Source organism: Paenibacillus jamilae (genome assembly GCF_050482105.1).
GTDB lineage: Bacteria > Bacillota > Bacilli > Paenibacillales > Paenibacillaceae > Paenibacillus > Paenibacillus jamilae_B.
Window position 1 is genome coordinate 1 of sequence record NZ_JBCNHI010000078.1, and the last position, 566, is coordinate 566.

Annotated in this window: 1 protein-coding gene; it reads right to left on the reverse strand. The window is 50.4% G+C overall.

What is annotated here, in order from left to right:
• On the reverse strand, positions 1-566 hold a 566-nt coding region (locus ABEW32_RS26390), incomplete at both ends, for a condensation domain-containing protein (protein ID WP_430193271.1).

Below are 566 nucleotides of genomic sequence, written 5' to 3' on the forward strand. Positions count from 1 at the left end.
TTTTTCATAAACATCTTGTTGCTGTAGCTGATCGTCAGCTCCAGGGCACCGTCCGTGATCATACCGTTGATATCCAGAGCATGCCGCTTGGTCAACGTGTCACTAATGGAAGCTCTGACGGAATAAGGAGACATGCGGAATGCATTCTGCTTCAAATCCTGATCGAATTGGCCAAGATAGTTAAAGCTGATTTCCGGTTCGGTGTTAAAAGGAGATTCCCCTTCCCCGTCAGCCAAATATCTCAAAATCCCGTATCCAATCCCTTTATGCGGCAGACGGCGCAGTCCTTCCTTGACGTTCTTGACACGCCGTCCCATATTCCGGTCCTCGCCCATATCCAAGACCACCGGGAATTGGCTGGTAAACCAACCGACTGTGCGCGTAATATCCATATCCGGCAAAATCGCTTCCCGTCCGTGACCCTCCAGATTTACAAGCACCTGACGGAGGCCTGCCCAATCTTGAATCGCCGTGCCCAGAGCTGTCAGCAACAGGTCGTTTGCTTCTGTATTGTAGGCCCGATGAGCTTGTTTCAAGAATTGTTCTGTTTCTTCAACCGTCCATGC